Origin of the sequence: Sphingobacterium sp. 2149 (assembly GCF_031455655.1) — a bacterium.
Taxonomy (GTDB): domain Bacteria; phylum Bacteroidota; class Bacteroidia; order Sphingobacteriales; family Sphingobacteriaceae; genus Sphingobacterium.
The window spans coordinates 64689-90340 of sequence record NZ_JAVDTD010000018.1; the positions used below are offsets into that span (position 1 = coordinate 64689).

Here is a 25652-nt window from a genome sequence, read left to right on the forward strand (position 1 = left end):
TTGTTAATTTAAATATAGCGTATCTGAATTCAGATAATAATTTATGCCCTATTGACATCTTTCAGCAGGGCTCGAGATTAGACCTAATTCAGGTGATTAACAAAGAAAAAATGCTTATTAAGATATATAACGATAATCCCAATCCCAAAGCAATAGAACAGGCAGTTGATATTCTTCGCCGCGGCGGAGTGATCATCTACCCCACTGATACTGTATATGGTATTGGCTGTGACATTACGCAACAAAAAGCAATAGAGCGCGTCTGTGAAATCAGAGGCCTAAAGCCGGAAAAAGCAAATCTATCATTTATCTGCTATGATCTAACAGATATTTCGCAATATACAAAATCATTTGACACGTCCGTATTTCGTGTATTAAAAAAAGCCTTACCTGGACCTTTTACTTTTATTTTTAATGCAACAACGAAAGTCCCTAAGCTCCTAAGTTCCAAAAAGAAGACTGTGGGTATCCGTGTTCCAGACAATAATATTGTACGAGAAATTGTCAAACAGTTAGGCAACCCTATTGTGACAGCCTCCATTCACGATGAAGATGAAATTATTGAATATTCTACTGATCCTGAATTAATTCACGAGAAATACGAAGATCTCGTTGATGCGGTTATAGACGGAGGGTATGGTGATAATATAGCATCCACTGTTGTCGACCTCACAGAAGGTACTTTTGAAGTTGTCCGTGAAGGTAAAGGTGATTTAGAACAATTCCTATAAAAACCGACTTTCAATGTAAGTTCTCCAGAATGAGCATTGTTCAGAGATCTCTCCAACATCATTGTTGGTAAATTGTGGATAAACTATTCCTTTCAATACGGTTATTAACAAAACAAGCCGCTTACTAACATATAAAATGTTAACAAGTACCTTGTTGACTTATATGTATTAGTATAAAATGTGTATAAGTTACTACTTACCAACATCACATTGTTAACAACACAAGTTGAAAAGCTTCAAAAAACTACAAAATGTGCAAAACTAAGGGGTTATACACATGAAAATGTGAATAAGTTAGCGATCATCGACAAATTGATTAACTATCGTGTTTATAAAAAAACTATATTAACAGATTCCTGTGGAAAGTTAAGAACCACGCTCAACTCTTCTTTTAATCGCCGTGTTGAAAAGGCCAAATCCCCGTTCTGTTTCTGTAAATAGTTTTCCTAAAAAAGGAACCAAGATCGCTTATACATTGGAAGTTCCATATGGAAGGTTTGTCAAAAATAAATGAAGCAAGATCGGTCACAAAATAGTTTGCAGTACCTATCCACTGCGTAAACTCTCCTTTATTTGACCAGGGGTATTGACGAATCAATCCAAATTCAATAACAAACAAATGAGAAGAATAATCAGCCTCTTTGATCAGATATTCACCGCGCTTTAATTCAACACGTTCGAAGTTGGGAACAAGTTTTAGGGCGTTAGCATCAGAAGTAGAAAAAAAATCTTTAAAGAGTTGATCTAACATAAAACCAGCCTTTACAAAATGACGACTTCTTCAATAATGACGTGACCAACATATTCATTTACCCGTCCTAGAATTTGTCTTCGCATAAGTGCTAATTCATTCTTAATAACCGCGGATTCTACTCGTACAAATAACTTTTTATCACGAACATATAGCTGCTGTGTGCGGTTAGCGATTGCTTTGCCGATCAATTGGGGCCAAACGGAAGCAATCGATGTTTCGTCAAATTTCCTTCGCAGTTTATAAGCCTCAAGAAGACGTTCAACTCCCTCCTTAATCGTCATATCATCGCTTGACCGAATAAATTCTAGGCTTTTCTTAACTTGCTTCTTATACATTGACTTGTCCTCCTACAATATCAAATATACGAACAGGACGGTTGATTTCCTCAAATATTCGCTCAATTCTTTTTGAATCTGTATCGGTCAGGAAAATCTGTCCAAAATCATCTTCGGAAACCATTTGCATCAATTTGTGTGTTCTACGATCATCTAGTTTATCGAAAATATCATCCAGAAGAAGCAGAGGTTTAAAACCCTTTTTATGTTGCAAATAAGAATATTGAGCAAGTTTTAGCGCAATTAGAAAAGATTTCTGTTGTCCTTGAGAACCAAATTTTTTCAAAGGCATTCCACCGTGAATTGTAAATATCAGATCATCCTTATGTATGCCCTGGGTGGTACGCTCTAACATACGGTCACGCTCCAAGTTCTTTTCTAAAATATGTAAAAAAGAATCAGTCATTAAAGGCGATTCATAGTGCAATTGTACGGACTCCGCGTCGTCAGTGAGAAACTGATAATGTCGGTCAAATTCGGGCTGAAACTCTTCCATGAAACAACTTCTCTTTTGGAAAATAATATTTCCTACTTCCTCAAGTTGAAAATTAAGAATTTCAATTAGTCCAAGATCAAGTACACTGGTTTGACGCGCTTGTTTGAGAAGGCTATTTCGCTGCGCAAGGAGCTTATTATAGACAATTAACGTATCCAAATATTTATTATCAGTTTGTGAGATAACATTATCCACAAACTTCCTTCGTTCCTCGCTTCCGTCTGTGACGATGATGCTATCGTTTGGCGAAATCATGACCAAAGGAAACAAACCGATATGATCAGCCAATCTAGGATAATCTTTCTTGTTTTTTTTAAACTGTTTTTTTTGATTTTTTTTTAAGCTACAAGATATAAAATCACTGGATGATTCCTTATCAAATTCTCCCTGTACCATAAACCAGTCGTTGCCCGATTTGATGTGCTGTGAATCGATCGGATTAAAATAACTTTTACAAAGGGATAAATAATGAATCGCATCTAAAAGATTAGTTTTTCCAACCCCATTATCACCTGTAAATGCATTTACCTCAGGAAGAAATTCCAAAGATGATTCCGCGTAATTTTTGAAATTTAGAACAGAAAGTTGCTTGAGCCACATGGCACAAAGATACGCTATTTGGATTGCTAAAAATTATTTAATTTCCTCAAAATCGACAAACTCACCAGCTGTTTCCGTCCCCTTACGTTCGACACCTTCTTTTGGCGGAATGTAATCTACATGCACCTTACCTTCTGGCTGCGATCTTTTAGCTTGCTCTTGTCGTTGGCCGTTAAATTCATAATAAAAGGTTCCGCCTTGCCCTTGGCTATTATATGCTCCCCCTTGTTGCTGCGCTTTTTTCATTAACTTTTCAGCTGCTTTGCGCATCGCAAAAGGTAAAAATAATTTAAATAAGAATCTTACTACAAAGTAAACAGCGAATGCAATAAGTATAAATTTTAAAAATGCCATAGTTAATTCGTTGTTATTTTATCAAAAATAACCAATAACTCGGAAAATTGATGTCTTTAAAATGTCAGATAAGAATTTATTAACACATTTTAAGACTTTCCTAATTTCTCTTTCGTTTCCATAATAATCCGGTAGAGTTCTTCTTGACGCTGCGTACCCAAAACATAAGTAAGGCCATTTTTATCTGTCAGAAAAACAGCATTTTTGCCGCCAGCAAAAAATTTAATTCTACCTTTTGTATGAAGATTGTAAACTGGATTATTAAAAAAGAAAGTGCTATATGGCGCCTTTTCTATCTTTGTGATAGAAGCAAGATCTATTTTGACCACTCGGGTAGACCAAAGCCCGCTAATAAGAATATGATCTTGAAAGACCTCCGTACGGAATAACACCATATACATCATTACGATAGATGTGATGATAATACCTACCCCGACAATAAAAAACAATTGACTGGAAATCAAATGATCCAAATTTAGATAAAATGCAGTAAAGCAAAAAAGTACAAGCACCAAACGCACGCTTATCCAAACACGGTCACGACCTAAATATTGATTTTCCGAATAGAGTACACCTTCTTTCATTTATTTAAGATTTAGCTGTCAATTGGGAGACTCAATACCATTGTTTTCGTATATTTCAACTTATCAATAGCATCGCTTTGCTTCTATGGATTCACCATCCACACGATACTGTATTAGATCATAGAAACACATTGTACTCTCTCCAAAAACAGAGTTTTTTGTCATAATCAGCGTCAGTATTTTTCGCTAATCCGTTCTGCAAACTAAAGTAAGGACTTTTTTTGTATTGGAGGTAATTTTATAACGATTGTCTATCCGATAATTTGCTACCCAAAGAATATCTCCGTTTCCATTCACCACTATCGGAATATTTTCTTTTTCAAATAAACTGATCTTTTTATTGATAAAAAAATCGCTCAGCTTCTTACGCCCTTCCATACCTAAAGGATAAAAGCTATCGCCAACTTTCCACGATCGAATCGTGAGAGGAAAGACCAATAGGTCATAATCCAGTTTCGCAACCTCTGTCGCGTTGATAATAGTTACATCTGTAGAAACCTCAGCATGAAAACAATACTGCTTCCACTCCACGGTCGAAGTTTCAGAGGTAATCAAAACCTCATCAGCAGAAATAAATTCCTTCTCTCGAATAAAAAGTTCATTTCTGTCCAAGAGCATATGGTAGCAATCAGATTGAAAAATACGCCCCGACTCTCTTACCCACGCCTGTTGGAGATCACTTAATATCGCCTTTGAGAAATTAAAGGGCGAAAATAGCTCATAGAGCAGTGGAAGATTATCAAGATAAGGTTCTAAATCTTCTTTCCGAACCTCCCACCCTTCGCCAGTAGGATAAAAGAGCTTCCTCCGAATAGGCTCTACAAATTGCTGCAGCAGCTGATAAGACTCTTTAAAATGATTAATATTCTGCTCAAAGACCATTTCGAAATCTGGCTGAAGCTTTTGAAAATGCGGAATGATATCAATCCGTATTTTATTTCGGGCATATTTTGTTGAAAAATTGGATTGATCATCCCGATAGGCAATACCGTACATATTAACAAAATGCTCAATGTCGCTGGCCTTTAGAAAAAGTAAGGGTCGAATGATGCGCTCCCGGAGAGGGAGAATACCTTGAAGTCCCTGAAGACCAGTTCCGCGACAGAGGTTTAATAGTACCGTTTCGATATGATCATTCAGATGATGAGCCACTGCAATTCGATCGAACCCCATTTCATGTCGCAATTTCTCAAACCAGGCGTAACGAAGTTCACGGGCAGCCATTTGAATCGAAATCTGTCGCTCCTTCGCATAGGCTTTTGTATCAAAATGCCGCACAAATATCGGAACATTATTTTCCATTGCGAACTTTCTAACCAATGCTTCGTCTTCATCAGAATCCGTCCCCCTCAATTTAAAATTACAATGTGCAATAGCAAGGGTATAACCCGCTTTTACAAATAGATGTGCCATGAGCATTGAATCCTTTCCTCCACTCACTGTAAGCAATACCTTATGATGGGGCATTAATAAATGCTCCTTTTCAATATAGCCCTTTAGTCTTTCCAGCACATTCATAGAACAAAGTTAAGGTATATTTTATGTCAAAGATAAATTCAAGTCTTAAAATTTGTGAAATCCAGTAAAGTAGCAATTAAAATCCATATTTTTGCCCATGTGAAACAATACATTTATACACTTATTGTATTTATTTTAACTGGCTTGTCGGTCCAAGCACAGAAACAGGATGAGCTAAAGCTTCTTTCATCATCCCATATTATTACTGGAAAAGATGGCAATATCCTGTTTTACCGTCCAGTCTATGAACATGTAGGCTCAACGCTATCCTCAGATAGTGGCTATTTGCATAAAGACAACATTGGCCGACAATTTTTTGAAGCCTTTGGGAATGTTATCATCACTCAACCCGACGGTACCCAAATATTTTCCAATAAATTACACTATGAAGCTGCCATGCAACTCGCTACACTTACGGGAGCAGTGCGCATGGTCAGCACCAACGGCTCCATACTGACGACCGACCACCTTGTCTATAATATGCGGAGTAAAATCGGTAATTATTACAGTGGTGGGCGTATTCTTTCAGGAAGTGATACGATTACCAGCCAGCGGGCTACTTACTTCGAAAATACAGGCGAGTCCTATTTCAACCAAAAAGTTGTGGTTCGATCAACCAATGTAAAAGTCTACACGGACTCCATGAAATACAATGGCAATACACGTATTACCGAATTCTATGGCCCTACTAATATCAAAGGGAATAAGGGGGAAAACTTATATACTGAAAAAGGCCGATATCACATGGCAACAGGCCAAGCCTATTTTTCTAAAAATAATCTCTACACCGAAGGAACAAAGTTTCTCAAGGGAGATAGTCTATTCTACGATAGGCAGGTGGGAATAGGTAAAGCCGTAAAAAACGTGGTCTTTGTTGACACATTAGACAAATTTTACGCCTACGGCGGATTTGGCCTGTACAATGGGAGGAACGAATCCATCACCATGACAGATAAGCCGTTGATCATTTCGGTTGTCAAAAAAGATTCAACACAAAAAGATTCTGTATCTTCTTTGTCTCCTGCTCCACAAAAACCAGGGCAAGAGCTCAAAAAAGAAACTAAAGAGTTAAAGGAAATTGAGAAAGATCGACAGAAAGGTAACCTCAAATCAAATAAGACCGCATCAGAAGGAATTGTCGAAGAAAAGGATCGTTCGGGTAAAAACACAAACAGCGGCAAAAAAGAACAGTTACAGTCTAACGCACAAGTAGATTCAGTTTTTATGACGGCCGATACACTGTTCTCGCAAATGATATTCCGCAAAGATTATGTAGCTAAAGATTTCAAATTGGATCGTGAAGGTGGAGCTATTGAAGACGATAATGAGGTCGATTATGGCGAAAAAGATTCAACATCAGCACAGATTGACTCTATCGATGCTTTAAAAACCGTTGCAGATAGTCTTCAAAAAGACCTCGATAGTCTGCATAAAAAAGACAACAGGAAACCCGTAGTAGAAAAAAACACAAACAAAGTACACGATAACCTGACGAATAAAAAGCCGGTTGTTCCGAAAAAAGCACCAATTATCGTTGGTGATCAGAACAAAATAGAAATTGAAAAAAACCTAAAGGCTGATAGTGTATTACGCAAAAAAGCGATTATCCCAAAGGGTGGAGAATCCGATAAACTCATGGGAGCTGCACTAAAAAATGCAAAAGAAGGAAAAAGCGATTCCCTTGCACAGGACACAGCAAAAACGAGGATTATCAAAGCCTATTATAATGCGCGACTGTTTAAATCTGATTTGCAGGCCGTAGCCGATTCCATGTATTATGGTATGCAAGATTCTATGTTCAGACTTATGGGGAAACCAATGATGTGGGCCGAAAACTCACAAATCTCAGGAGATACCATCTTCCTACAAGTAAAGAATCAGAAATTAGACAATTCACTACTCGTAGGGAATGCTTTTATGGTTAATGCAACGAGTGACTCTCTCAAATTTAATCAAATAAAAGGCCGAAAAATCACAAGTTTTTTCACCAATAACCGCATGGAACGCCTTTTCGTTGATGGTAATGCGGAAAACATATTCTACAATATTGATGAGAAGACCAATGTAACCACAGAGCTTGTCCACGATCGCAGCAGTCGTTTCAAGATCTTGATGGAAGACAATAAGCTAAAAGAATATGTATCAATTCGGAAAGTGGACGGTAAAGTCTATCCTATTGCTGAAGTCACTGCCGATAAGGAATTCCTTCCGAATTTCACGTGGCGCCCGGAAGATCGACCGAAATCTAAAGATGATTTATTAAATCGAAAAAGAGATCTTTCAAAAGCTTCATTTACGGTTCCTACTGCACCGGAAGGTGAGGAATCAGGGACAATGAAGTCTATAAAAAAAGGGGATAAAACTACTACCAATCAAAAGGATACTGCAAAAAAAGCAGATTCGAACGAGAGTAGCGAGAAATTGAAAGATTTAAATCCTACATCCGAAAATAATAAAACGAACACTGCAAAGTCAACAGTCAAACCGGTTGAAACGACAGACAAAACGAACGGAGCGCAACCAAATGTAAAAACTGCAGCCGACAAAGCAACTGCAAAGTCCGACTCAACAACTAATAAACCGGCGATGACACCGGCGCAAGATAGTACACAGACAAAGGTAAAAGCTAAATAACCGCGCCACTACCAGGTCGCACAAAAAAGCAGCGCGAAACAAATTGTTTTGCGCTGCTTTTTTGATTCAAGACTATCTGCTGCTCCTCTCAGATGCGCTCATTCATTAAATTAAATCAATAAAAATTTCCATTTATAATTAATTCGAACGAGATCGTTATTATAACTTACTTCGTTTTTAAATAAGCAGCAAGTTTACCCACAGCAATCGCACGATGGCTTATGCTGTTTTTCTCCTTGGCAGTCATCTCCGCAAAAGTTTTGTCATAGCCATTAGGGATAAAGATAGGATCATAACCAAAACCATCAACACCTCTACGGTCCGCACTAATTTTACCTTCAATACTTCCCTCAAAAAAGTGCTGCTGCTCATTCAAATATAAGGAAATAACCGTTTTGAATCTCGCCGAGCGGTTAGGGTTATTACCCAATTTCTCCAAGACGAGATCAATGTTCTTTTCCATATCTCTTGACCCAGAATAGCGGGCTGAATAAACTCCCGGTTCACCGTTTAATGCATCGATCTCCAATCCAGAATCATCACCAAAGCAGTAAAGACCATATTTATTCACTAAATAATCTGTTTTCTGTTGTGCATTTTCCTGAAATGTTACGCCTGTTTCTGGAATATCATCCTGACAGTCAATATCGTTTAAACTCTTAATGACAAAAGCATTTCCCACAATTGCTTGGACTTCTTCCAGTTTATGGGTATTATTGGTGGCAAACACAAGTTCTAGCATCTTCTATTTATTTTGATATCCCATCAAAAATATGCAATCTTATCCACATTAACATTCCCACACCTATATTTAAGAAAAGACCACTCCACCCAATCTATTGATAAGAAATAGGCAGTTTTATACGCTTTGTAGCCATAAACTACACATATCCGATTGATACAATGAAAAAATGGTGTAAATGGATTAGTCTACATCAGGTCTATCCTAAAAAAGATGGTATTCTATCCAATATTAAAATCAAAAAAAAGATTTTTACCAATCCCACTAAATCTAGTATGACTCAGTATCAGCATTAGGTATCTGAGAAAAGTTAGGAGCCAATAAAGGTCTTAAATTCGTTCCAGAATAGTTTCTTTTTATTCACATCGGCAAACATCTCCTCAAAGCTGAAGGTATTGAAAACTGTAGCAATACGACCCTTCATATAGGAATTATGGGCAATAAAAGGCAATTTTAAGGAGGCCGGCTCTACACCCAATAATATAATCTTAGTGGGCTGAAAAAACTGCATAATGCGCTTAAAATCATTCGGATTATGGGGATTTGCCAAATTGAGTACCGCAACGGTCTCTTTGGTCAGTTTTAAGGCACCAATTGTCTTCTCAAAGGCATCGAGGGCTGCTGGCGAGAAGTAAGGATAATGCTCATAACGTAAAATAAAGAGTATACCTTGTTCTTTGCTTCCCTGATAGATAAACTCACCCCCCAACTCTTCAAGATCGTTAACCACATCCTGCCGCCCATTATCAGACCCAATACCCTTAACTGCTTCCTCAGCATCTAATCCTACTGCCAGATATGAGGTGTCCCTCGCCGCTGAAGAGTTGAGCGCAGCAGATAATATAGGAGTACTATTCCCCTCAGGAATAGGATGAATAGACACATCCTTTTGAAAATCAAAACCATTTGCAAAGATTGTTTCATCCATTAACACCTGAAGCGCTACCGGATTATCTGTTGTAAGATTGCTCATCAAGAAAAGATATATAAGAAAGTAAAGATAAACAAGAAAAGGGAAAAGAAAAAGGAGCGATAAATCGCTCCTTTCTGTATATCGAAAAGATTAATGACCTAAGATATAGGAAAAGATTAATGGCGCTACGATAGTCGCATCAGATTCAACGATAAATTTAGGCGTGTCGATATCCAATTTACCCCAAGTAATTTTCTCGTTCGGAACAGCGCCTGAGTAAGAACCGTAAGACGTTGTTGAGTCAGAAATCTGACAGAAATAAGCCCAAAAAGGAACTTCTTCCCATTCCAGATCTTGATACATCATCGGAACTACACAGATTGGGAAGTCACCAGAAATACCACCAGCAATTTGGAAAAATCCAACACCTTTACCCGCAGAGTTATTGCGGTACCATTCTGTTAAATAAATCATATACTCGATACCTGACTTCACTGTACTGGCTTTCAATTTACCTTTGATCACATTGGATGCAAAGATATTACCTGTCGTTGAATCTTCCCATCCCGGACATACAATCGGCAAATTTTTCTCAGCGGCAGCAACAATCCAAGAATCCTTTGGATCAATCTCATAATACTGTTCCAATACACCTGAATTCACGACTTGATAAAGAAATTCATGTGGCAAGTAACGCTCGCCTTTTGCTTCAGCATCATGCCAAACATCTTCAAGATGCTTCTGCAAACGACGGAAAGCTTCCTCTTCAGGAATACAAGTGTCTGTCACACGATTATAGTGATTATCCAATAGCTCTCTTTCTTGTTCAGCTGTTAAATCTCTATAATTAGGGATTCTTTTGTAATGTGAGTGCGCCACAAGGTTCATCACATCCTCTTCCAAATTAGCACCAGTACAAGAAATAAAGTGTACTTTATCTTGACGGATCATTTCTGCTAAAGAAACACCCAATTCAGCGGTAGACATTGCACCTCCTAAAGAGATCAACATTTTTCCACCATCCAACAGATGTTCCTCGTAACCTTTTGCAGCATCTACTAATGCCGCAGCGTTAAAGTGACGGTAATTATGCTCAATAAATTGAGAAATAGGTCCTTTTTGAGTACTCATGATATTTTCTAACTTTTATAAAATAATAAGTACCGCAAAGGTACTGAATATAATCTATTTTCGCTCCAATCGAGATTCAAAACGAGTATACAGCACATTTTTTTTAAACGCCAACTAAACCTACTTTTTCAACAACTTAGAGAAAAACAAATAGGCCGCTACCAAAAAGATAACGATAATAATCAGAACAATAATCTCTTGTATCCCTATTCCCCAATTCATACTATTCATAATTTACCACAATTTAAATGATCCATTTCTCACAACTATCCAAGAACACTTGGTCTATATCAGCCCCGATACCAATTTCGTCTGAAATATGTATTTTATATCCTTCATATCGAATACCTCCGATCACGGGATCTTTAAGATGGCCAACCATACAGGTATCCAAATCAAAAAACTTGACATGTGGAGCAGCATACGCAAAATGTACTTTTGCCGCCAACGCAAGTCGTGATTCCAACATGCCACCGATCATACAGATAATCCCATATTCAGCGGCAATATCATGAATTTTTAAAGCTTCTTGAATACCACCTGATTTTGAAAATTTAATATTGATATAATCGCAAGCACCGGCTTTACAGAGGCGCTCCGCGTCATGGTGAGAATAAACCGATTCATCCGCCATCACAGGAACAATTGTTTCTGCGCGCAACTGAGGCAAATACTCATCGTTCCATGTACGCATAGGCTGTTCACAAAATTGTATCTTAAAAGGCTCTAATCCCCGCAATGCTTCTATTGCACCCGCATAAGACCAACCTTGATTTGCATCAACGCGAATAGGCATCTCGAATCCAACAGCCTTACGTATTTCTCGAATACGCGCAATGTCTATTTTCGGATCCTTCCCCAGTTTAACTTTCAACATGACCGCACCTTCGTCCTGTAAACGCTTTGCTTTCATTGCCATCTCTTCCGGAGAAGCAATCCCTAAGGTGATATCTGTCGTAATTTCCCGCTTCGTTCCCTTTAGAAACTGATAAAGCGGCAGGCCAGCATGTTTGGCCGCTAAATCATGTAAGGCCATATCAAAAGCTGATTTAATCGTTTTGTTGCCCGCAATATATAAGTCCAATTCAGCCAATCGTTCTTCTATAGCCAAAGGATCGCGCCCCTTCCAGATCTTTGCAAAATCTCTTGCCAGCACTAAACAGGTATCTTGTGTTTCTCCTACGATCATCGGAAAGGCTGAACATTCACCCACACCATAGAAGTTGGCGTCAGTATGAATACGTATAAACGTATTCTGAGCATAATCCATCGTACCAGTCGCAATCACAAAAGGTTCCATTGGTATACTTAATCGATAAATTTCAATTTCAGTTATTTTCATCTTATTCTCTTTAGTTAAGCCATAGCGATACCATTATAAAGGATATGCAATACTTTGCCTAATTTATATATATTATCGCAATCTTGAGATGCATTTCTCATATCCAATATAAAAATATTGCCAAATGATGCATATTTCAGGTACGCGTAAACAGCTAATAACAGCCGTAATCATCAAATACAATATCAGCAATAAAATACACTAAAAGAAGTAATAAAATTAAATTAAACACATTTTCATTATAATTTTTATAATATTTAAGTTTTTTATTCCTATATTAGCAATTATAATTATTTGAAAAGGAAAGATGATCGAACAAAGACCGAAAACGGAGGGCCTTTACGACCCTAATTTTGAGCATGACGCCTGTGGGGTAGGCTTTGTTGCCCATATCAAAGGGAATAAATCACACGCACAAGTAAAAGATGCATTGACCATGCTGGAGAATATGGAGCACCGGGGTGCTTGCGGTTGTGATCCAGAAAGTGGTGACGGAGCAGGTATCATGATCCAACTTCCCCATGAATTTTTATGGGAAGAATGTATCAGCTTGGGTATACAATTGGAGGAGCCAGGTTATTATGGCACAGGGATGGTTTTTCTTCCTAAAGAAGAAGACATGAACAAAATATGTCGGGATTTAATTGAAGAAGCGGCAGTAGAAAGGGGTATGAAATTCCTTGGTTACCGTCCAGTACCTGTCAATCGTGAAGGTATTGGACCGACAGCGCTCAGTGCGGAACCCGAGATTGTCCAATTTTTTGTCAGCAGACCGGACGGCGTTTCAAACACTGAAGAATTTGAACGCAAGCTTTTTGTACTACGTCGCCTGATCATCCAAAAAGTTAAACAACAACAAGAATACCCTCTCCCACTTTACTTTGCATCCCTTTCTTGCAAAACAATTATTTACAAAGGTCAATTAACAACATACCAAGTCGGAACCTATTATCTCGATTTACGCGATCCTCGTGTAGTATCTGCTTTCGGATTAGTTCACTCTCGTTTTTCAACCAATACATTCCCTTCATGGTCACTCGCACAGCCTTTCCGTATGTTGGCACACAATGGCGAGATCAACACCTTGACAGGTAACCTCAATTGGTTTTATGCAGGCATGCGTGCATTATCATCGCCTTACTTTACAGAAGAGGAAATGGAAATCCTACTCCCTGTTGTAGACCGTGGTCAATCAGACTCTGCATGTCTCGATAATGTTGCCGAATTGCTTTTACATAGCGGCCGTAGTTTAACCCATGTCATGTTAATGTTAGTTCCTGAAGCTTGGGATGGTAACACACAAATGGATCCGTTAAAACGCGCTTTCTACGAATATCACGCCACATTAATGGAACCTTGGGATGGTCCTGCAGCGCTTTGCTTTACCGATGGTAAACACATTGGCGCTACGTTAGACCGTAACGGCCTCCGTCCGTTGCGCTATGCCGTCACTTCTGACGACCGCGTTGTGGTTGCTTCTGAAGCTGGGGCACTTCCAATCGACGAATCTACCATCATCAAAAAAGGAAGGCAACAAGCAGGTAAGATTTTTCTTGTCGACATGGAACAGGGCCGTATCCTTACCGATAAAGAAGTAAAAGATCAATTGATCAATCAACAACCCTACAGCGAATGGTTAGACAATTATAAAATCAAATTAGAAGAACTCGAAGAACCTCGAGTTACCTACACCTACCTTTCCAAAGATTCCGTATTCAAATATCAGAAGACATTTGGTTTCTCCCGGGAAGATCTAGAAACGATCCTGACCCCAATGGCTTTAACAGGGTACGAACCCACAGGATCAATGGGTTCAGATGTCCCCTTAGCGATACTCTCCGACCAACCACAGCATATTTCAAGTTATTTTAAGCAATTTTTTGCCCAAGTAACCAACCCACCAATCGATCCGATTCGCGAACGCTTGGTCATGAGTTTAGCAACATTCATCGGTAACGCCGGCAATATTCTGATCGAAGACAAAAAATTCTGTCACTGTGTAACTTTACCACATCCGATCTTAACCTCCAAAGAACTGGAAAAATTGCGTTCCATCGATACAGGGTTATTCCAAGCAAAAACAATTCAATCCTACTTCCGCTCAGATGGCAAGCCTGGGGCGTTAGAAGCAGGTTTAGAGCGCCTGTGTCGCTATGCTGATGATGCTGTGCGTGATGGTTTTGAAGTCTTAATCCTTTCGGATCGCGCAATCGACTCCAAACACGCTGCGATCCCTTCCTTACTCGCTGTATCGGCGGTACACCACCATTTGATCAAAACCGGAAATCGCGGTGCAGTAGGGTTAGTGGTTGAAGCGGGCGATGCTTGGGAAGTGCATCACTTCGCTTGCTTATTGGCATTCGGTGCTACAGCTATCAATCCCTATATGGCATTAGCCAGTATCCGTACCATGAAAGAACAAAATACATTGGATACCGAACTGACATGGCCAGAATTGTCCAAAAACTACGTGAAAGCCGTCAACAATGGATTGTTGAAAATTTTCTCTAAAATGGGAATCTCAACATTACAATCCTATCACGGAGCGCAGATCTTCGAAGTGCTCGGTATCGACAAATCTGTCGTCGATAAATTCTTTTGTGGAGCTGTTTCACGCATTGGTGGCATGACCTTAGATGATCTTGCTAAAGAAGCACTCTCAAAACACTGGCGCGGATTCGAAAAAAGCCGTACCCCACAAAATCTATTGCCAGAAGGTGGTATTTACCAATGGAAACGCCGAGGTGAAGGACACCTTTGGAATCCAGACACAATCCACCTCTTACAACAGGCCTGTCGCACTGGAGACTACGCGACCTATAAAAAATACGCGCAGAAAATCAACGAGCAAAAAGAACATATGTTTACCCTTCGTGGATTACTGGACTTTGCAAAACATCGCAATTCCATTCCACTAGAACAAGTAGAACCTGCCAGTGAGATCCTTAAACGTTTCGCTACAGGTGCCATGTCTTTTGGTTCAATCTCGCACGAAGCACATAGTACACTCGCCATAGCCATGAACCGCATCGGAGCAAAATCCAATACCGGTGAAGGTGGAGAGGATGAATTGCGTTATAAACCCCTCCCAAATGGAGACTCCATGCGTTCAGCAATCAAACAAGTCGCTTCGGCACGTTTTGGTGTCACGTCCAATTACCTGACGCAAGCAGATGAGTTACAGATTAAGATGGCGCAAGGAGCCAAACCAGGTGAAGGGGGACAATTACCAGGACCTAAAGTTGATGCCTGGATTGCAAAAACCAGACACTCTACACCGGGTGTCGGTCTGATTTCACCACCACCCCACCACGATATTTACTCCATCGAAGATTTAGCCCAGCTGATCTTTGACCTAAAAAATGCTAACCGTCAAGCAAGAATCAACGTAAAATTGGTCTCTAAAGCTGGTGTTGGTACCATTGCTGCCGGAGTTGCAAAAGCCCATGCCGACGTCATTCTTATTGCAGGGTTTGATGGTGGTACAGGTGCGTCTCCAATCAGTTCAATTAAACACGCTGGACTACCTTGGGAATTAGGCCTTGCAGAAGCGCATCAGACACTTGTTAAAAACAAATTGCGCAGTCGCGTCGTATTACAAGCGGACGGCCAAGTAAAAACAGGTCGCGACATCATCATCGCCACACTATTGGGCGCTGAGGAATGGGGCGTATCGACAGCAGCATTGGTTGCCGGCGGCTGTATCATGATGCGTAAATGCCATCTTAATACATGTCCTGTAGGTGTTGCAACCCAAGATCCAGAACTGCGTAAATTATTCTCTGGAAAACCAGAAGATATTGTCAACTTATTTACCTTTCTCGCAGAGGAAGTCCGTGAAACAATGGCTTATCTAGGCTTCCGTACCATCAACGAAATGGTGGGACGAGCCCAGTTCTTAAAAAAACGTGAAAATATAGATCATTGGAAAGCCAAGAAAATTGACTTTACCGACATCTTGCACGTGGAACGCAACGAGCCTGGACAATCGTTATACAATACCGAAGAGCAGGATCACGGTATGGCCATGATCTTGGATTGGGGCTTATTAAAACAGTCTAAATTAGCTCTTGAGAGCAAAACTCCTGTGTTTGGCACCTTTAAGGTCAAAAATACAGACCGTACGATCGGAACAATGTTGTCCAATGAAATTTCAAAACTCTACGGTTCTGAAGGCCTGCCTGATAATACCATTAATTTCAAATTTGAAGGTTCGGCCGGACAAAGTTTCGGTGCATTTTCAACAAAGGGTCTTTCATTTGAATTACAAGGTGAAGCCAATGATTATGTTGGAAAAGGGCTATCAGGAGCTCAGCTAGCAATCTATCCAGTTGCAGAAAGTGCTCTCGTACCCGAAGATAATATCATTATCGGCAACGTTGCACTATTTGGAGCAACATCCGGACATCTATTCGTCAACGGACAGGCCGGCGAACGCTTCGCTGTACGTAACTCGGGTGCAACAGCTGTAGTTGAGGGTGTTGGTGACCATGGCTGTGAGTACATGACTGGAGGTCGTGCACTGATCTTAGGGGCAACGGGTCGTAACTTTGCTGCCGGAATGAGCGGTGGTATCGCATGGATCTACGACATTAACGAAGATTTCCGCGAAAACTGTAATCAGGAAATGGTTGATCTGGATCCATTGGAAAGTGAAGACGAAACCGCAATTATTGCTTTGTTAAAACGTCATATCTTGCTTACCAATAGTCGCAGAGCAGATTTTATTTTACAAAACTGGTCAAGAGAAAAAAATAAATTCATTAAGGTATTCCCAAGAGAATACAAAAATGTCATTCGTCAAAAATTAGTTGAAGCATAATATAGGAAGCACAAATCATGGGAAAAATTACAGGTTTTAAAGAATTTGAGCGCGTGCTTCCGACAAAAGAAGCTGTCGAAGCACGCGTACAACACTTCAAGGAATTTAACAAAGGTTATTCTGAGAATGAACTTAATAAACAGGCCGCGCGCTGTATGGACTGCGGTATTCCATTCTGCCATTCGGGCTGTCCATTGGGCAATGTTATCCCTGAATTTAATGATGCTGTATACGATGGAAAATGGGAAGAGGCCTATCAGATTTTATCCTCCACCAATAACTTCCCAGAATTTACAGGCAGAATATGTCCGGCACCCTGTGAGTCGGCTTGTGTACTGGGTATTCATAGTACTCCGATCACTATTGAAGAGATCGAAAAACACATCATCGAAATTGCTTTCAAAAAGGGCTATGTCAAAGCTTACAAAAGCTATTTAAAAACAGGCAAGCGCATCGCTGTCGTCGGTTCCGGCCCAGCAGGACTGGCTGCAGCTGCACAGCTCAATAAAGCAGGTCATGATGTTGTTGTATTCGAACGCGATGACCAAGTTGGAGGATTACTACGCTATGGTATTCCCGATTTTAAATTAGAAAAATCAGTGATTGATCGTCGTATCAACCTCATGAAAGAATCTGGAATCGAATTCAAGGTGAATACTGAAGTGGGCAAAGATATAAGTGTTTACGAATTAAAAGCTTACGACGCTATTGTATTGGCAACAGGATCAACTGTACCCTGGCATATGCAATTACCGGGACATGATGCCAAAGGTATCCATTTTGCCATGGACTTTTTGACCCAACAGAATAAAGAAGTAAGCGGAATTACGATCGACCAAGACCGTATCCTGGCAACCGACAAACATGTTGTGGTCATTGGCGACGGTGATACTGGATCAGACTGTATCGGTACATCCAACCGTCACCGTGCGAAAAGTATCACACAGATTGCCCGTAAACCAACGCCATCCAAAGAACGGCTAAAAAGCAACCCCTGGCCCATGGATAAGCTTACATTTGGCACATCCTCATCTCAAGAAGAAGGCTGTGAAAGACTTTGGGCTACAGAAACCCAAGAGTTCGTTCAAGATGAAAATGGCCATATCAAAGCTGTAAAAATCAAAGAGGTTCAATACGAAGTGGATGAATTCGGACGAAGAACCCGCTTAGGCGAATCTGAAATCCGTGAAATACCAGCCGATCTCGTATTATTGGCCATTGGATATCAACATACCGAGCATACACTGCTAGAACAACTAGGCGTCCGTGTCGATCAAAAAGGAAACATCTTGGCGAATGCCAAAGACTACCAAACCACCATTGACAATATTTTCACTGCCGGAGACTGTCGTAAGGGACAATCCTTGGTTGTTTGGGCGATCTCTGAAGGACGCGAGTGTGCCAGAAAAGTAGACGAATACCTGATGGGATATTCCGAACTTGAAAGCAAAGATTTCTTAGCAACAATAAATGCATAAGAGTTGGGCACGCGCAATAGAGCCCCCATACCAGTGATATGCCAAGCCACTGTTTAATCTTTAGTAATAAGAACAAAAGCTTGCGCAGTATAAAATGATAAAAAGGTCCATTGAATGCTCAACGGACCTTTTTATCATCAATAATTAGCACCTATTTCAAAGAGTCCTTAAGTTTAATAAAATAAATACTGTTTTTGTCAACGGTCTTTATGTAAGGCAATATTTTCGATTTATAGAAACCTTTTCCGGTTACCCCAAAATCATCATCATTACATACCGCAATCAGGGATGGATTAATAACAGCCAAGCCTTCTGCTTTATCATGCGGATACAATTCCGTGATGTCAGTCATTAAATCGGCAACCATGGCCTTTTGGACCGGTTTAATAGTATATTTTGCCAATGTAGCCGCATCTTTGAGTTCCTCGACAGTTTTACCATCAAATAATTTCCCAGTTGCAGTATTATCCGTATCCGAGATATCCGTTGCGCCAGAAAGATCTATTTTATAAATTTTCTTAAATACAGTAGAACGTGATGCTTCTGTCGCATATTCCCCGTCGCGTTCCAAGACAATAAATGTTGAATTGCTCACGGCAGCGATTCCACTTACAGCCTGCAAATCGGTACGCTCCATCATATCGCATCAATTAAATACACCCAGTTATGGAATTTTACTTTTTCATGCATCACTACAAAAATAAATAGCTAATTGTGCAGCGAATCAACGGTACATTCTCTGCCCTCACCTACTAAAAATAGAAAGATGAAAAAGATCATAATTGCCCTTTTCATAGTTTTGGTATTTTCCAATGTAGATACAAAATCTCAGATCAGAACTACGCGAGAGATACCCAGTTTAAAAATTAAAAACGACGATGGTCGGCAAGACAACGTTGTGTTGGCAGACCTAAAAGTAGAAGTTGCCATCTTCGGAAATATCGCCAAAACGACGATGACAATGGTGTTTGAAAATAAAACCAATCGCGATCTCGAGGGCGAACTGACATTCCCTATGCCGGAAGGCGTATCGGTGAGCGGCTATGCCTTAGATATCAATGGCAAATTACGGCAAGCAGTTGCAGTCGATAAAAATAAAGGCACCGAAGTTTTTGAAAGTATAGAAACACATCGTGTCGACCCCGGACTATTGGAGAAAGTTGAGGGTAACAACTTCCGTACCCGCATTTATCCTTTGCCAGCGAATGGTAAACGGACTATTCAGATCAGTTATTCCGAAAATCTAACTACGGAATCCGATCAGGCACGTTATTACTATTTGCCGTTAACTTACACCGCTGCCATTCATAACTTTGCCTTGGATATTCATGTCCTTCAAGACAGCCATAAACCAGATTTCACAGAAAAACCAGATGGTTCTCTAGCATTCTCCCAACACAACAACAATTACACAGCTTCTTTACGTAAACAACATTTTCAATCCCAGCGGAATCTGGTCATTCTACTGCCAACAGACAGCAAAGAGTCATCGGGCTTATTTCAAACAAATCATGATAAGACTTTTTATTTTCTTGCCAATGCAAGCATCAATTCCGTGAAACCTACTCAGAAAAAATGGGGCGACACCATCGGAATTATCTGGGACCGTTCACTGAGTACTAAAAATAGAGCTATAGAAAAGGAACTTGCCCTATTAGATCTCTTTTTTAAAGATAATCCTAACATGCAGGTTGAAATGGGTTTATTGGACATCCAATTTGTAAAAGGACCGACGTTTCAAGTTAGACAAGGTAATTGGGATGAACTTAAAAGTTATCTCAAACAAATGGACTACGATGGCGGCACAGATTATAGTCAAATAAAACCTGGAGTAATAAAAGCCAGCAATTACCTGCTGTTTACCGACGGACTTTCCACATTTGGCCAAAGTGAAATTACCCTTGAAAATCCCGTTTATTGCATTACTTCGTCCAGTGGATCTGACTACGGTATCCTAAAAGAGATTGCTCAGAAACATAGCGGAAAGATGATCAATTTGACCAATGTTTCCGTAAATCAAGCCTACCACAATCTAAATACAATCGATCTTCTTTACTTGGGAATAAAAGAGCACAATGATTTCGATGAAGTTTACCCTAAGAAAGGAACCCCTATACAAGCCAATTTTTCTATTGCTGGAATAGGAAAATACCTAGGATTGAAGCAACTCACATTACTTGTAGGAGATGGACAACATACCCCAAAAGAAGTAAGCATAGCGCTGCATCAAGATCATGGTGAAATTGACCTGCAGCAGATCTGGGCACAAAAGAAAATCGAAGCATTGGACCTTCAATACGACAATAATCGTGAGGAAATAGAAACCCTGGGTAAACAGTTCGGAATCGTGACGCGAAATACTAGCCTAATTGTACTGGAAACTGTAGAAGATTACATACGTTATGCAATAACACCTCCAGCAGAATTACTTCCGCAATTTAATGCACTCAAAAAAGAACATGCTATCGAAAGGGAAGAGCGTGTAGCGAATCTCTTAGATAAAGCCGAAAATAGCGCAGAAGAACTTCGCTCCTGGTGGAATACAGACTTTCGGGCAAAAAAGAAATATCCACAACGGGACACGCAGATTGAGCCCACAGACTATATGGCTGTCGAAGAGATCGCCACCGGAGTTGTTCCTGTTACACCTGTTCCGTCACGTGCTTCAGCCAGTCCTGTCGCGACAACACGCGCCGAAGAATTGAGGTCATCAGATGCTGCCAGCGAAAAAAGAATATCAGTCGTTGGCAATTCAAATACCGCCAAGGCAGCAACAAGCGAATTAGCAATGGCAACCACATCTGACGACGTTCTTCACGAATCCGTTGTTGTTCAATCCTTGGAAGAACCTGTAGCGGGCGTACCAACGGGCAACAGCATCGACAACATCCGTGGAAAAATCAGCATACCCGACATTAAAGAAGATCAGGCCTATCTCAAAGAACTCGATCAATCCAAAGATCCCTACAAAACCTATCTCCAGCTTCGGAATCAGTACATGGGAACACCAACTTTCTATTTTGATGTTGCAAACTTTTTCTTCAAAAGAGGGAATACACAAAAAGCCGTACTAATCCTAAGCGCACTGGCTGACTTGCAGATCGAAAATGCCGATCTCTATAAAACCATTTCATACAAACTACGCGAATGGGGAGATTACGACAAAGCACTATTCATTACAGCCAAAGTGTTGAAATGGCGGCCAATGGATCCTCAAAGTCACCGCGATTATGCCCTCGTTTTACAAGACAAAGGTATGTTCAAGGAGGCACTAGAACAATTATATGGGATTTTGACCCAGAGCTACTCCCCAGAAGCTGCCGATCGCGATGATGGTATTGAAGAAACATTGGTCATGGAAATCAATAATCTCATTAAAGCAAACAAAGCTGCAAGCTCCAAAGTTGCGGTGAACAAAAATTTGATTGCAGACCTGCCTGTGGATATCCGCGTTGTTATTAACTGGAATTCACAAAACACAGATATCGATCTCTGGGTAACGGATCCAAATGGAGAAAAATGTTTCTATAGTAATCCTGCTACAGCAATCGGGGGCCGACTCAGCAATGACTTCACCGGAGGATATGGACCAGAACAATTTTTATTGAAAAAAGCACTTAATGGAACATACAAAATTGAAGTAGATTTCTATAATGACAATTCACTCACTTTAGCTGGTCCTGCCGCAGTTATGGCCGAAATCTACACCTATTACAGCAGTGGAAAGCAGGAACGAAAAATCGTCACGATCTATCTTGACCGAGATAAAGAGCGCAATATTGGGATTGGCGAATTTTCATTCCAGTAGATGAGCAGAGACAAAAGGTGATCAAAAAGTCAAATGAATCCGTTGAAAATTGAATCTATGAAACGATGCTGTAATGGGAGACGTCTAAAGTCACATGAATCGGGTGCTGTCCAAAAAGATTGGATAGCACCTCATTCAATTAATGCAATTTACGGATAACCAAATCCTTTTGTCTATTTTCCAATTTGGTTTTTACATAAGGGTAAGTGAACACCGCTCCTAAAACAATACAGGCGCCGAGATAAAATCCACCACTCATTGTTTCCTTTTGCCCAAAAATCAGCATCGCAAGTAGAATACCGTAAACTGGCTCTAAATTCGTCGTCAGCGCAACAGTAAATGCAGATAATTCCTTCATGACAGCAACACCCATTACATAAGCCACAGCAGTACAAACCACACCTAACAATAAAAGATAGATTAAATCTTGCTGTCCCAATCGCATCCCGGCATTAAAATCTCCTGTAAACAGCATCAATATGCTTATCCAAAAGCACGCCCCCATCATCTCATAAAACGTAATCAGTGTAGGGCTCGATTTCTTAACCATCCGCGCATTGGCAATTGAAAATATACTCGCACAAAAAGCACAGCCAAGTCCAGCCAGCAGACCGACTAGATAATGCGTTTCAAAAGAAAAGATCGTATAAATACCGATAATAATGACTAGCCCCACTACAATGTCCAAACGCGCGATGCGCTTTTTATTCACAATAGGTTCCAATATTGCCGTGAATAATGTCACCGACGAAAGTGTTACCAACGTCACTGAAACTGTAGAAACTTTGATCGAATAGAAGAATAGTACCCAATGCAGGCCCACCACCGCTCCTACCATAAAAAATTGGAGAAACTGCTTCCTCGAAACTAATATAGATTGTTTGGTCACTAAGAAATAGATCAGCAGAGCAATAGATGCTATTGCAACGCGATACCATACCAAATGAAGGGCAGATACGGAGATCAGACTCCCCAAAATTCCGGTAAATCCCCAAATAAGTATTGTTAAATGCAGAATTAGAATATTCCGATTTAATTTAATTTTAGTCATATTCTCTAGAATACATGTGTATGGAAATGATGAGCAATACCTACTATTTCCCTTAATAAGGCAGGCTCACTGAAGTTATTGAAAACTGAACAAAAATTTATTTTGGCGCTTTAATCGCCAGATATATTGCTACCAAAAAGAAAGTAACATTTGGAATTAATACGGCTATCAACGGTGGTAGTCCCCCTTTCAAAGAAAACATAGTTGCAAACTGTATAAAGACGATATACGTAAAACTTAACGCGATACCGATACCCAGACTCAATCCTATCCCCCCACGCACTTTCTTGGAGGACAGTGCCACACCCATCAAGGTCAGTACAAAAGCTGAAAATGGATACACATAACGCTTGTATTTCTCAAGCAATAAATCGTTCATGACGCCGGTACCACGGATCTCCTCTTTACGGATACGAATATTTAATTCGTGTGTATCCATTGCAGTAAACATATTATCACGCACCTCAAAATCCGAAGGTTTCATATCTAAGGTAGTGTCTTTAACAGTACCTTTTTCCATGCGTTCATGCAATCCATTGATAATACGATTGGTATACCCTTCAATCTTCCACTTCGTGGCCACTGAGTCCCAAGTAATACGGTCAGCCATCATTTTTTCTTTAAGCGTATCCCCCTTAAAAATTTCAAGAACAAATCCGTAACCTGTTTTGGTCGTATTATCAAAATTGTCTATATACACATAGCTGTCTTTGTCCAATTGCATATGGGTAGAAACCCTTGAATTATCCTTAGGTGGCTTAACATAGATGTTTTCAAAATCAACCTTCATCTTATTGGTATTCGGAATAATAAAAATATTGAATACCAGCGAAACGGCAAAAATCAAAGTAGCTGCAATCATATAAGGACGAAGAAGCCGATTAAAACTATACCCAGCACTTAGAATCGGTACAATTTCAGTTTGATCCGCCATTTTTGACGTAAAGAAGATAACCGCAATAAAATTGATCAGTGGACAAAGAAAGTTCAGATAAAAAGGAATGAACCCAGCATAGTACTCAAAAATAATCTTATCTAGAGGAGCATGATACTTTAAAAAATCATCCAATCGTTCGGACACGTCGAAAACCACCATGACAACAGTAAATATGGCCATGGTGAATAAAAAAGTAGATAGATACTTTTTAATAATGTAACGATCGATTAACGACAGCATTTCCTTGAACGAGTTAGTCTTATAAACGTTGATCCAATATTTTCACCATTTTGCTTTTCCAATCGTAGAAAGTCCCATCAATGATTCGCTCCCTAGCCTGATTAACCAACCAAAGGTAAAAATGTAAATTATGTAAAGAAGCAATTTGTGCTCCAAGAATTTCTTGCGATTTAATCAAATGTCGAAGATAAGCTTTTGAATAAAATTGATCTGCATGCAAATCGCTTTCCACTTCTATTGGCGAAAAATCATCTTTCCACTTTTCATTTTTGATATTGATAATCCCATTTTGTGTGAACAGCATACCATTTCTGGCATTGCGGGTTGGCATGACACAATCGAACATATCCACCCCTAACGCAATGTTTTCAAGAATATTCACCGGTGTACCCACCCCCATAAGATAACGTGGCTTGTCATGCGGCAAGATATCGCAGACAACCTCGGTCATCGCGTACATTTCTTCCGCAGGCTCCCCTACCGACAATCCGCCAATCGCATTCCCATCACGATTAAATGAGGCAATAGTCTCCGCAGATTTTATTCTTAAATCTTTATAAACAGAACCTTGAACAATTGGAAATAAAGTTTGATCATAGCCATAAAGCGGATCCGTACTATCAAAACGATCCACACAACGTTTCAGCCAGCGATGCGTCATATCCAAAGAACGACGTGCATAATTATAATCACATGGATACGGTGTACACTCATCAAATGCCATAATGATATCGGCACCGATAATACGTTGCGTATCCATTACATTTTCTGGTGTAAATAGATGCTTTGATCCATCAATATGAGAGCGAAAGGTAACCCCCTCTTCTTTAATCTTACGTACTTCAGTCAATGAATACACCTGATAACCACCCGAATCGGTCAAAATAGGACCATCCCAACCGTTAAACTTGTGCAATCCTCCCGCTTTATTCAATACATTCAATCCTGGTCGTAAATACAAATGATAGGTATTACCCAAAATAATCTGCGCTTCAATATCATTCTTCAATTCATGTTGATGAATTGCTTTCACTGTACCTGCCGTACCAACAGGCATAAAAATAGGTGTTTGAATGGGACCGTGTGCAGTTTCGACAACACCTGCACGTGCTTTAGACAGCTTATCTTGTGCTTGTAGCGTAAATTTCATTAATATTTTTCCTCTGAGACTATTTCTATTTT

Annotated in this window: 19 protein-coding genes; 5 read left to right on the forward strand and 14 right to left on the reverse strand. The window is 39.9% G+C overall.

Features of this window, described 5'->3' with window-relative positions; genetic code table 11:
- The first annotated feature begins 110 nt into the window (after window positions 1-110).
- Window positions 111-731 (forward strand): L-threonylcarbamoyladenylate synthase, encoded by a 621-nt coding sequence (locus J2X77_RS22130; protein ID WP_209578615.1) that lies wholly within the window; start codon window positions 111-113, stop codon window positions 729-731.
- 391 nt (window positions 732-1122) lie between these two features.
- Here J2X77_RS22130 and J2X77_RS22135 read toward each other — a convergent pair whose 3' ends face one another.
- The 6 genes from J2X77_RS22135 to tilS form a co-directional block, all read right to left on the reverse strand.
- Window positions 1123-1482 carry a hypothetical protein gene (locus J2X77_RS22135; protein ID WP_209578616.1) on the reverse strand — a complete coding sequence of 120 codons (360 nt, stop codon included), beginning with the start codon at window positions 1480-1482 and terminating at the stop codon, window positions 1123-1125.
- An 11-nt stretch (window positions 1483-1493) separates the two neighbouring features.
- Window positions 1494-1820 (reverse strand): DUF721 domain-containing protein, encoded by a 327-nt coding sequence (locus J2X77_RS22140; protein ID WP_310082546.1) that lies wholly within the window; start codon window positions 1818-1820, stop codon window positions 1494-1496.
- Window positions 1813-2916: a DNA replication/repair protein RecF gene (gene recF / locus J2X77_RS22145; RefSeq protein ID WP_209578617.1), complete on the reverse strand. Its 1104-nt coding sequence runs from the start codon at window positions 2914-2916 to the stop codon at window positions 1813-1815. The genes J2X77_RS22140 and recF overlap by 8 nt, the downstream gene beginning before the upstream one ends.
- Window positions 2917-2949: 33 nt before the next feature.
- Window positions 2950-3270: a DUF4834 family protein gene (locus J2X77_RS22150; RefSeq protein WP_209578618.1), complete on the reverse strand. Its 321-nt coding sequence runs from the start codon at window positions 3268-3270 to the stop codon at window positions 2950-2952.
- Between the two features lie 89 nt (window positions 3271-3359).
- Complete coding sequence (locus J2X77_RS22155; RefSeq protein WP_209578619.1) at window positions 3360-3854, reverse strand: hypothetical protein; 495 nt, start codon at window positions 3852-3854, stop codon at window positions 3360-3362.
- 186 nt (window positions 3855-4040) lie between these two features.
- Window positions 4041-5372: a tRNA lysidine(34) synthetase TilS gene (gene tilS / locus J2X77_RS22160; protein WP_209578620.1), complete on the reverse strand. Its 1332-nt coding sequence runs from the start codon at window positions 5370-5372 to the stop codon at window positions 4041-4043.
- A gap of 54 nt (window positions 5373-5426) precedes the next feature.
- Here tilS and J2X77_RS22165 point away from each other — a divergent pair, with 54 nt between their 5' ends.
- The gene (locus tag J2X77_RS22165; RefSeq protein ID WP_310082549.1) at window positions 5427-8006 is read left to right on the forward strand and encodes an OstA-like protein; all 2580 of its coding nucleotides are present in this window, start codon (window positions 5427-5429) and stop codon (window positions 8004-8006) included.
- 166 nt (window positions 8007-8172) lie between these two features.
- Here the strand turns inward: J2X77_RS22165 and rdgB are convergent, their stop codons facing one another.
- The 4 genes from rdgB to J2X77_RS22185 all read right to left on the reverse strand — a co-directional run bounded on the left by rdgB (window position 8173) and on the right by J2X77_RS22185 (window position 12134).
- Complete coding sequence (gene rdgB, locus J2X77_RS22170) at window positions 8173-8748, reverse strand: RdgB/HAM1 family non-canonical purine NTP pyrophosphatase (RefSeq protein WP_209578621.1); 576 nt, start codon at window positions 8746-8748, stop codon at window positions 8173-8175.
- A gap of 310 nt (window positions 8749-9058) precedes the next feature.
- Window positions 9059-9721: a hypothetical protein gene (locus J2X77_RS22175; RefSeq protein WP_310082551.1), complete on the reverse strand. Its 663-nt coding sequence runs from the start codon at window positions 9719-9721 to the stop codon at window positions 9059-9061.
- A 90-nt stretch (window positions 9722-9811) separates the two neighbouring features.
- Entirely contained in the window at window positions 9812-10792 is a 981-nt protein-coding gene (locus tag J2X77_RS22180; RefSeq protein WP_209578622.1) for a deoxyhypusine synthase family protein, read from the reverse strand.
- 244 nt (window positions 10793-11036) lie between these two features.
- The gene (locus J2X77_RS22185) at window positions 11037-12134 is read right to left on the reverse strand and encodes a mandelate racemase/muconate lactonizing enzyme family protein (protein ID WP_209578623.1); all 1098 of its coding nucleotides are present in this window, start codon (window positions 12132-12134) and stop codon (window positions 11037-11039) included.
- A gap of 307 nt (window positions 12135-12441) precedes the next feature.
- On the opposite strand from J2X77_RS22185, the gene gltB reads away from it, so the two are divergent.
- Entirely contained in the window at window positions 12442-16956 is a 4515-nt protein-coding gene (gene gltB / locus J2X77_RS22190) for a glutamate synthase large subunit (protein ID WP_310082553.1), read from the forward strand.
- 17 nt (window positions 16957-16973) lie between these two features.
- Window positions 16974-18434 carry a glutamate synthase subunit beta gene (locus J2X77_RS22195; RefSeq protein WP_310082555.1) on the forward strand — a complete coding sequence of 487 codons (1461 nt, stop codon included), beginning with the start codon at window positions 16974-16976 and terminating at the stop codon, window positions 18432-18434.
- Window positions 18435-18585: 151 nt separating this feature from the next.
- Here J2X77_RS22195 and J2X77_RS22200 read toward each other — a convergent pair whose 3' ends face one another.
- The gene (locus tag J2X77_RS22200) at window positions 18586-19074 is read right to left on the reverse strand and encodes an esterase-like activity of phytase family protein (RefSeq protein ID WP_310082558.1); all 489 of its coding nucleotides are present in this window, start codon (window positions 19072-19074) and stop codon (window positions 18586-18588) included.
- A gap of 126 nt (window positions 19075-19200) precedes the next feature.
- Between J2X77_RS22200 and J2X77_RS22205 the strand changes: the two genes are divergently transcribed.
- A complete protein-coding gene (locus J2X77_RS22205) occupies window positions 19201-22242 on the forward strand; it encodes a VIT domain-containing protein (RefSeq protein ID WP_209578627.1) in 3042 nt (1013 codons plus the stop codon).
- A 139-nt stretch (window positions 22243-22381) separates the two neighbouring features.
- On the opposite strand, the gene J2X77_RS22210 is transcribed toward J2X77_RS22205, so the two are convergent.
- From J2X77_RS22210 to tgt, 3 genes are all read right to left on the reverse strand, one after another.
- Window positions 22382-23293, reverse strand: a complete 912-nt coding sequence (locus J2X77_RS22210) for a DMT family transporter (protein ID WP_209578628.1) — start codon at window positions 23291-23293, stop codon at window positions 22382-22384.
- A gap of 97 nt (window positions 23294-23390) precedes the next feature.
- Window positions 23391-24467, reverse strand: a complete 1077-nt coding sequence (locus J2X77_RS22215; RefSeq protein WP_209578762.1) for an LptF/LptG family permease — start codon at window positions 24465-24467, stop codon at window positions 23391-23393.
- A 22-nt stretch (window positions 24468-24489) separates the two neighbouring features.
- Window positions 24490-25620 (reverse strand): tRNA guanosine(34) transglycosylase Tgt, encoded by a 1131-nt coding sequence (gene tgt / locus J2X77_RS22220; RefSeq protein ID WP_209578629.1) that lies wholly within the window; start codon window positions 25618-25620, stop codon window positions 24490-24492.
- Window positions 25621-25652 lie beyond the last annotated feature (32 nt).

What these genes read in the sequence shown, in the direction of transcription:
- J2X77_RS22130 (WP_209578615.1), top strand. Translation starts at nt 111, where the DNA reads ATGCTTATTAAGATATATAACGATAATCCCAATCCCAAAGCAATAGAA.
- J2X77_RS22135 (WP_209578616.1), bottom strand. Translation starts at nt 1,482, where the DNA reads ATGTTAGATCAACTCTTTAAAGATTTTTTTTCTACTTCTGATGCTAAC.
- J2X77_RS22140 (WP_310082546.1), bottom strand. Translation starts at nt 1,820, where the DNA reads ATGTATAAGAAGCAAGTTAAGAAAAGCCTAGAATTTATTCGGTCAAGC.
- recF (WP_209578617.1), bottom strand. Translation starts at nt 2,916, where the DNA reads ATGTGGCTCAAGCAACTTTCTGTTCTAAATTTCAAAAATTACGCGGAA.
- J2X77_RS22150 (WP_209578618.1), bottom strand. Translation starts at nt 3,270, where the DNA reads ATGGCATTTTTAAAATTTATACTTATTGCATTCGCTGTTTACTTTGTA.
- J2X77_RS22155 (WP_209578619.1), bottom strand. Translation starts at nt 3,854, where the DNA reads ATGAAAGAAGGTGTACTCTATTCGGAAAATCAATATTTAGGTCGTGAC.
- tilS (WP_209578620.1), bottom strand. Translation starts at nt 5,372, where the DNA reads ATGAATGTGCTGGAAAGACTAAAGGGCTATATTGAAAAGGAGCATTTA.
- rdgB (WP_209578621.1), bottom strand. Translation starts at nt 8,748, where the DNA reads ATGCTAGAACTTGTGTTTGCCACCAATAATACCCATAAACTGGAAGAA.
- J2X77_RS22175 (WP_310082551.1), bottom strand. Translation starts at nt 9,721, where the DNA reads ATGAGCAATCTTACAACAGATAATCCGGTAGCGCTTCAGGTGTTAATG.
- J2X77_RS22180 (WP_209578622.1), bottom strand. Translation starts at nt 10,792, where the DNA reads ATGAGTACTCAAAAAGGACCTATTTCTCAATTTATTGAGCATAATTAC.
- J2X77_RS22185 (WP_209578623.1), bottom strand. Translation starts at nt 12,134, where the DNA reads ATGAAAATAACTGAAATTGAAATTTATCGATTAAGTATACCAATGGAA.
- gltB (WP_310082553.1), top strand. Translation starts at nt 12,442, where the DNA reads ATGATCGAACAAAGACCGAAAACGGAGGGCCTTTACGACCCTAATTTT.
- J2X77_RS22195 (WP_310082555.1), top strand. Translation starts at nt 16,974, where the DNA reads ATGGGAAAAATTACAGGTTTTAAAGAATTTGAGCGCGTGCTTCCGACA.
- J2X77_RS22200 (WP_310082558.1), bottom strand. Translation starts at nt 19,074, where the DNA reads ATGATGGAGCGTACCGATTTGCAGGCTGTAAGTGGAATCGCTGCCGTG.
- J2X77_RS22205 (WP_209578627.1), top strand. Translation starts at nt 19,201, where the DNA reads ATGAAAAAGATCATAATTGCCCTTTTCATAGTTTTGGTATTTTCCAAT.
- J2X77_RS22210 (WP_209578628.1), bottom strand. Translation starts at nt 23,293, where the DNA reads ATGACTAAAATTAAATTAAATCGGAATATTCTAATTCTGCATTTAACA.
- tgt (WP_209578629.1), bottom strand. Translation starts at nt 25,620, where the DNA reads ATGAAATTTACGCTACAAGCACAAGATAAGCTGTCTAAAGCACGTGCA.